Here is a 6026-nt window from a genome sequence, read left to right as displayed (position 1 = left end):
TCGTGTCTGGCCCTCGCGGATCATGTGATTGCAAAGCTCTCCGGCTGATCAGCCGGGCGTGCGCGCCAGGGCCCAGATCTGGATCTCACGGGCACCGGCGTCCGCCAGTACCGAAGCCAGCGCACGGGCTGTTGCGCCGGTGGTCACCACGTCGTCGACAATGGCGATGTGCGGCGGTACCGGTCCGGTCACCCGGAACAGATTCTGAAGGTTGGCAAGCCGATGGGCCCTGTCCAGTGTTCGTTGTGAGCGCACGCGCCGGGTTCGTTTCACCAGATGTGCATTCACGGGCAAATCCAGCCGCCTGCCCACCACTTCCGCAATATCCTGGGCCTGATTGAATCCGCGTTGCCAGCGTCGCATCCAGTGCATTGGTGCAGGAACCAGGAGGTCGGGCCGGTGGTTGATCGCCAATTGGGCGTCTATGTAGTCGGCAAGGCCCGCCAGCAGCGGCCGGGCAAACTTGTGCTGGCCGTTGTATTTGTAACGCCCGATCATGCCGTCAACAGGAAACTGGTAGCGCCAGGGAATGAGTGACCGGTTGTAAGCGGGGGGAGATGCAAGACATTCACCGCAACGCCCAGCCGGCGCCGGGAAGGCCAGTGGCAGAGCACAAACCCGACAGTGCCAGCGGTTCACCGGAAGGTCGTCGTGGCAGGGTTGGCAAAGACCGTTTGGTGCGTGGTCTGCGAGACAAGCAACGCAGCGTCCGGCATAGCTTACGCTGTTAACCTTTGGTCGCGCCAAGGTTGACAGCAACGTCAGTCCGTTTATCATCGCGGTTTATCCGTAAACCAATAATGCCGGAAAGGTTAACAGGACTCTGACATGACTGCTACCGCAACCCGCCACGACTGGACGCTTCAGGAAGCTCGCGAGCTGTTCAATCTGCCATTCAACGATCTTCTGTTCCGTGCCCAGAGTGTTCATCGGGAACATTTCGACCCCAATGAGGTTCAGGTCAGCACCCTGCTTTCCATCAAGACCGGTGCCTGCCCCGAAGACTGCAAGTATTGCCCCCAGAGCGGGCATTACAACACCGGGCTGGAGAAGGAAAAGCTGCTGGAAATCGAAAAGGTGGTCGCGGAGGCCCGGGTTGCCAGGGAGAAGGGCGCGTCACGGTTCTGCATGGGTGCCGCTTGGCGCAGCCCTTCGAAGAAAGATATGCCGTATGTACTGGACATGGTCCGGCAGGTGAAATCCCTGGGCCTGGAAACCTGCATGACCCTGGGTATGCTGAAAGAAGAGGAAGCGCGGGAGCTGGCGGACGCCGGTCTGGATTACTACAACCATAATCTGGACACCTCCGAGAAGTTCTATAACCACATTATTACCACGCGGACCTATCAGGACCGCCTGGATACCCTGGATAACGTGCGCAAGGTGGGAATGAAGGTGTGCTGTGGCGGCATCATGGGTATGGGTGAAGACGAAGACGACCGCATGGGTTTGTTGGTTCAACTGGCGAACTTGCCGCAACACCCTGAAAGTGTGCCGGTGAATATGCTGGTTAAGGTTAAGGGCACGCCGCTGGAAGATGTGGAGGATCTGGACCCGTTTGATTTTGTGCGCATCATCGCGGTAGCCAGGATCATGATGCCGGAATCCCACGTACGCCTGTCGGCGGGCCGTGAGCAGATGAGCGAACAGATGCAGGCGCTCTGTTTCATGGCCGGCGCCAACTCCATTTTCTACGGTGAGAAGTTGCTGACCACCTCGAACCCGGAGGCAGACGCAGATATGCAGCTGTTCCGTAAGCTGGGTATCCGGCCTGAACAGCGGGAGCAGTGTGCCACCGAGGTGCAGGAGGAAGAGGCGATTGCCGAGGCGGTGGAGTACGAGGCTACCCGGCATATGTTTTATGACGCGACCCGCGAATCAGCCTGATTCGTGGTGCAAGGTGAAGGTTGGGGCCTGCTTGCCCATGCGTGATTTCGCCAAAGAGATAGAACAACGTAAGCAGGCCGGGTTGTACAGAACCCGCCGCCTTATTGCCGGTCCGCAGCAGCCGAGGCTGACGGCGGATGGCCGGTCGTTGTTGTCGTACTGCAGTAACGATTATCTGGGCCTGGCCAGTCAGGGGGAGAACATTCGGGCGCTGGAGCAGGCGCTGCCGGAGGTGGGCCTGGGTGGAGCTGCTTCGCATCTGGTGTGCGGCCACCATGAGGCCCATCATCGCCTTGAGCAGAGGCTGGCAGCGTTCACCCAGCGGAGTGCGGCACTGTTCTTTTCCACCGGGTACATGGCAAACATGGGTGTCATTTCTGCACTGGCGGGACGTGGCGATACCATCTTTTCGGATCGCCTGAATCACGCTTCGATTATCGATGGCTGCATTCTCAGCCGTGCCCGCGTGCGCCGCTATGCTCATGGTGATGTTGTTGCACTGGAAGCCATGCTCGCAGAAACCTCGGGCCACAAACTGGTGGTGACCGACGGCGTGTTCAGCATGGATGGGGATATTGCGCCACTCAAGGAGCTGGCTCGCGTTTGCAAGGATCACGACGCGCTTCTGGTAGTGGACGATGCCCATGGCGTTGGTGTGCTCGGGCCGCACGGCGGAGGCAGCGTGCTGGAAGCCGGGTTGTCCCAGGAAGATGTGCCGGTTTTGATCGGCACCCTGGGCAAAGGCGTGGGGACTTCCGGTGCGTTTGTGGCCGGACCGGAGGTGCTGATCGACTATCTGGTACAAAAGGCCCGGACCTATATCTACACCACAGCCATGCCGCCGGCACTGGCCGCGGCAACTTGTGCCAGCCTGGATGTTGTTGAAATGGCGGATGAGCGGCGGGCCCACCTCGACGCACTCATCCACCGGTTCAGGGCCGGTGCTCGGGATTCGGGTTATGAATTGATGCCATCCCGAACGCCCATCCAGCCCATCATGATCGGAGATAACTGGGCTGCACTGGCGCTCAGCCAAGCCCTGGAAGACGAGGGCTTGCTGGTGACGGCCATCCGGCCACCCACGGTGCCGGAGGGCGAGGCCCGCTTGCGAGTCACGTTCAGCGCTGCCCACACGGAAGCGGACGTCGACCGTTTGCTGCAGGCCCTTACCAAAAGCCGCTCCATCCTGAACGATGCCGTGGCCCGGGAGCCAGCGCTATGACCATATACACGCGTATAGAGCCAGCGGCCCCTGTTGACGGCGGCACTGGAAGCAAGCAGTCCATCGCACGGGGCTTCGGGGGCGCCAGCGCCACCTACGAAGGCGCATCACGGCTGCAGAAAATCATGGGCGATGCCATGCTTGCAGAGCTCGCGAGCGGCCCGGTGCCGGAATCGATTCTTGACCTGGGCTGCGGAACCGGCTGGTTTAGCCGCAAGTTAGCGGAGCAATACCCGAACTCGTCGGTCACCGGCGCCGATCTTTCACCTGGTATGCTGGCTGAGGCTGCCAACCGAAGCCCGGCTTCGATCTATTGGCTGCACGCGGATGCCGAGCAGCTTCCGCTGGCGGATAACAGCGTTGACCTGATCTTCAGTAACCTGATGATTCAGTGGAGCGCCCGGCCGGAGCTGATCCTCCGGGAATGCCGGAGAATCCTCAGGCCCGGCGGACGGCTGGCCATTTCAACACTGCTGGACGGCACCTTGTCCGAACTGAAACAGGCCTGGGCCGAAGCCGATCCGGGGCAGGCCCACGTAAACCGGTTTGCTCCCCAAGCGCAATGGCAAGCCCTTGTTGAGGCGGTTCTGCCAAACGCGAAACAGGCCGCTGAAACCATTTCCCTGCCGTACCAGTCGCCCATGCATCTCAATCGTGAATTGAAAGAACTTGGTGCGGTGTTTAAAGGCGAAGAGCGCCGGCGGACGGTGACGGCGCCGGGGCGTTTTCGGGCTATGTGTCGCGCCTATCCGACGGGCGCGGATAGCCTGGTGTCAGCAAGTTATTTGGCAGGATGGCTTTATTGGCGAAAGTGAATGCCCGGACAAGGTTAGGGGCGAGGGTGGAGAATCCCTTTTCAGGACTGGTGAGGGCCAGGGATGGCCCGAAACAAGCGCACATGGATGTGCTTGTAGCGTGTCCTGAAAAGGGATTCTCCACCCTCGCCTTGCACCAACCACAGGAAAAATAATGGCCAAACACACCTATTTCGTGACAGGCACCGACACCGGTGTCGGCAAAACCATCGTCTCCGCAGCCATTCTCGAGGCCGCCAAAGCCGCTGGCAAGCGAACCCTGGCCATGAAGCCCATCGCTTCAGGCTGCGACCACACCCCGGAGGGCCTGCGCAATGAAGACGCGTTGATGTTGCAGGCCTCCATGACCGAAACTCTGCCCTACGACACCATCAACCCGATTGCTCTGGAGCCGGCCATTGCGCCTCATGTGGCGGCAGAGCAGGCCGGAAAGCAGGTGAGTGCTCAACGGATTGTCGGCTTCTGCCGGGGAATGCAAATCCGCCCGGCCGATCTCCTGCTGATCGAAGGTGCCGGCGGCTGGCGGGTTCCGCTGAATTCCCGGGAAACCTACGCCGCCGTTCCCGGCGAGCTGAACGTGCCGGTGATTCTTGTGGTGCCGCTCAAGCTCGGCTGCATCAACCACGCCATGCTCAGCGCCGAAGCCATTCGCGCAGACGGGCTGGAGGTTGCCGGGTGGGTGGGTAATCACCCTGAAGAACAGATAATGAGTTGCGAACAAGACACCCTGAACTATCTCTCCACCCATCTGCGGGCACCGTGCCTGGGCATTCTGCCCTGGCTTGAAAATACGGATATCGACCAGATGCCCTCCATTCTGTCCCGGTACCTGAATATCACGCCGTTGATTGAAAATTAACCAGGAATATGCGTTAATCTGGTTAACGTTCCGTCACGAGGTGACTCATCATGATCAACAACACACTTGCTATCGGGATTCAGGGTGTCCAGGGCGGCATGATGGGTATGGAAAACGCCGCTCGGCAAATTGCCAGAGGCGGTGCTGATGGCCCTCAGGGATCTGTTGAGGGGGCCGGGAACCTGGCTGAACCGATGATCGATCTTCAGCTCTATGAGCGTAGCGTCCAGGCCTCGGCGCAGGTAGTCAAAACTGCCGATGAAACCCTGGGTACGCTTCTGGATCTTCGTGCCTGAGTCAGGTGTCAGTGAACGCTCTAACGTCAATAGCTCCTTCTTTCCCCACGTCAGTATCCGGAGTCATGGCACCGCCGGGAACCGGTGGTGGAACACCCGCTGCGCGAGGGGAAAAGCCCGCCAGTGGCGACACCGCGCCAGCGTCCAGACCTGTGGAGCAATCCGCTGAGGGCCGAAAGTCCGGAGCGCCGGATGAGATTCGCGAAGACGGTCGGGATAATCCCCAGGGCCTGACCGAGCAAGAACTCAAGCAGCTGACGGAGCTTAAAGCACGGGATCGCGAGGTCAGAGCTCACGAGGCTGCCCACCAAGCCGTCGGTGGCCAGTATGCCGGTGCCATTTCCCTGACTTACCAGCGCGGGCCGGACGGCGCCCAGTACGCCGTGGGTGGGGAAGTCCCCATTGATGTCTCGCCGGTGGCCGGTGACCCCCAGGCCACCATTGAAAAAATGCGGGTCGTCCGCTCCGCAGCCATGGCTCCGGCCCAGCCTTCGGGTCAGGACAGAGCTGTAGCAGCCCAGGCCATGCAGACTATGCTGCAGGCACAGTCGGAATTGGCGTTGGGCGAGAGCGAATCCGAGAACGCTGAGCCCTCTGTACGGTCAGAGGATGACGAAGGGCGCAGTGCCCGGTCCCGTGAGGCGGAAGAAAGTTACCGCAATGTTTCCACCATGAGTGGCGATTCAAGCTTCTCGAGTTCTGTTACCTCCGTATTCGCCTGATTCCTTCACGGGCTTCTGTCTGACCCCGGGTTCCGGGGCGGCTCCAGTTCTGGTGCGGTATTTTCAAACGATTGATCGAACACAAAACCAACACAAATTTTGTTCGGGGCTATTGACAATTCTGTGCCTCAAAACGTATGTTTCAAACAAGTGTTTAATTAAGGCTGTGATGCGGTGCGTCACGGTGTCTGAGCAAACCCAAGGCCAGAAGCTGTAAATCCTTTT

The 6026-nt window shown here is 59.8% G+C and carries 7 protein-coding genes; 6 read left to right on the top strand and 1 reads right to left on the bottom strand.

The features are described from left to right. Positions 1-48: 48 nt before the first annotated feature. Positions 49-639 carry a ComF family protein gene (locus ACP2AU_RS11945; protein WP_426376425.1) on the bottom strand — a complete coding sequence of 197 codons (591 nt, stop codon included), beginning with the start codon at positions 637-639 and terminating at the stop codon, positions 49-51. A gap of 189 nt (positions 640-828) precedes the next feature. On the opposite strand from ACP2AU_RS11945, the gene bioB reads away from it, so the two are divergent. From bioB to ACP2AU_RS11915, 6 genes are all read left to right on the top strand, one after another. After that, positions 829-1887, top strand: a complete 1059-nt coding sequence (gene bioB / locus ACP2AU_RS11940; protein WP_426376424.1) for a biotin synthase BioB — start codon at positions 829-831, stop codon at positions 1885-1887. A 37-nt stretch (positions 1888-1924) separates the two neighbouring features. Then, positions 1925-3109, top strand: a complete 1185-nt coding sequence (bioF, locus tag ACP2AU_RS11935; RefSeq protein ID WP_426376423.1) for an 8-amino-7-oxononanoate synthase — start codon at positions 1925-1927, stop codon at positions 3107-3109. Then, positions 3106-3924: a malonyl-ACP O-methyltransferase BioC gene (gene bioC / locus ACP2AU_RS11930; protein WP_426376422.1), complete on the top strand. Its 819-nt coding sequence runs from the start codon at positions 3106-3108 to the stop codon at positions 3922-3924. Before bioF ends, bioC begins: the two co-directional genes overlap by 4 nt. Positions 3925-4078: 154 nt before the next feature. Next, positions 4079-4783, top strand: coding sequence for a dethiobiotin synthase (bioD, locus tag ACP2AU_RS11925; protein ID WP_426376421.1), 705 nt, complete (start codon positions 4079-4081; stop codon positions 4781-4783). Between the two features lie 50 nt (positions 4784-4833). After that, a complete protein-coding gene (locus tag ACP2AU_RS11920; RefSeq protein WP_426376420.1) occupies positions 4834-5079 on the top strand; it encodes a flagellar basal body rod C-terminal domain-containing protein in 246 nt (81 codons plus the stop codon). Between the two features lie 65 nt (positions 5080-5144). Next, positions 5145-5801: a putative metalloprotease CJM1_0395 family protein gene (locus ACP2AU_RS11915; protein ID WP_426376419.1), complete on the top strand. Its 657-nt coding sequence runs from the start codon at positions 5145-5147 to the stop codon at positions 5799-5801. The last annotated feature ends 225 nt before the right edge of the window (positions 5802-6026 follow it).

Origin of the sequence: Marinobacter sp. VGCF2001 (genome assembly GCF_049943275.1) — a bacterium.
Classification (GTDB): Bacteria; Pseudomonadota; Gammaproteobacteria; order Pseudomonadales; family Oleiphilaceae; genus Marinobacter.
This window is presented reverse-complemented; position numbering and strand designations above follow the sequence as displayed.

What these genes read in the sequence shown, in the direction of transcription:
- ACP2AU_RS11920 (WP_426376420.1), top strand. Translation starts at nt 4,834, where the DNA reads ATGATCAACAACACACTTGCTATCGGGATTCAGGGTGTCCAGGGCGGC.
- bioD (WP_426376421.1), top strand. Translation starts at nt 4,079, where the DNA reads ATGGCCAAACACACCTATTTCGTGACAGGCACCGACACCGGTGTCGGC.
- bioC (WP_426376422.1), top strand. Translation starts at nt 3,106, where the DNA reads ATGACCATATACACGCGTATAGAGCCAGCGGCCCCTGTTGACGGCGGC.
- bioB (WP_426376424.1), top strand. Translation starts at nt 829, where the DNA reads ATGACTGCTACCGCAACCCGCCACGACTGGACGCTTCAGGAAGCTCGC.
- ACP2AU_RS11915 (WP_426376419.1), top strand. Translation starts at nt 5,145, where the DNA reads ATGGCACCGCCGGGAACCGGTGGTGGAACACCCGCTGCGCGAGGGGAA.
- bioF (WP_426376423.1), top strand. Translation starts at nt 1,925, where the DNA reads ATGCGTGATTTCGCCAAAGAGATAGAACAACGTAAGCAGGCCGGGTTG.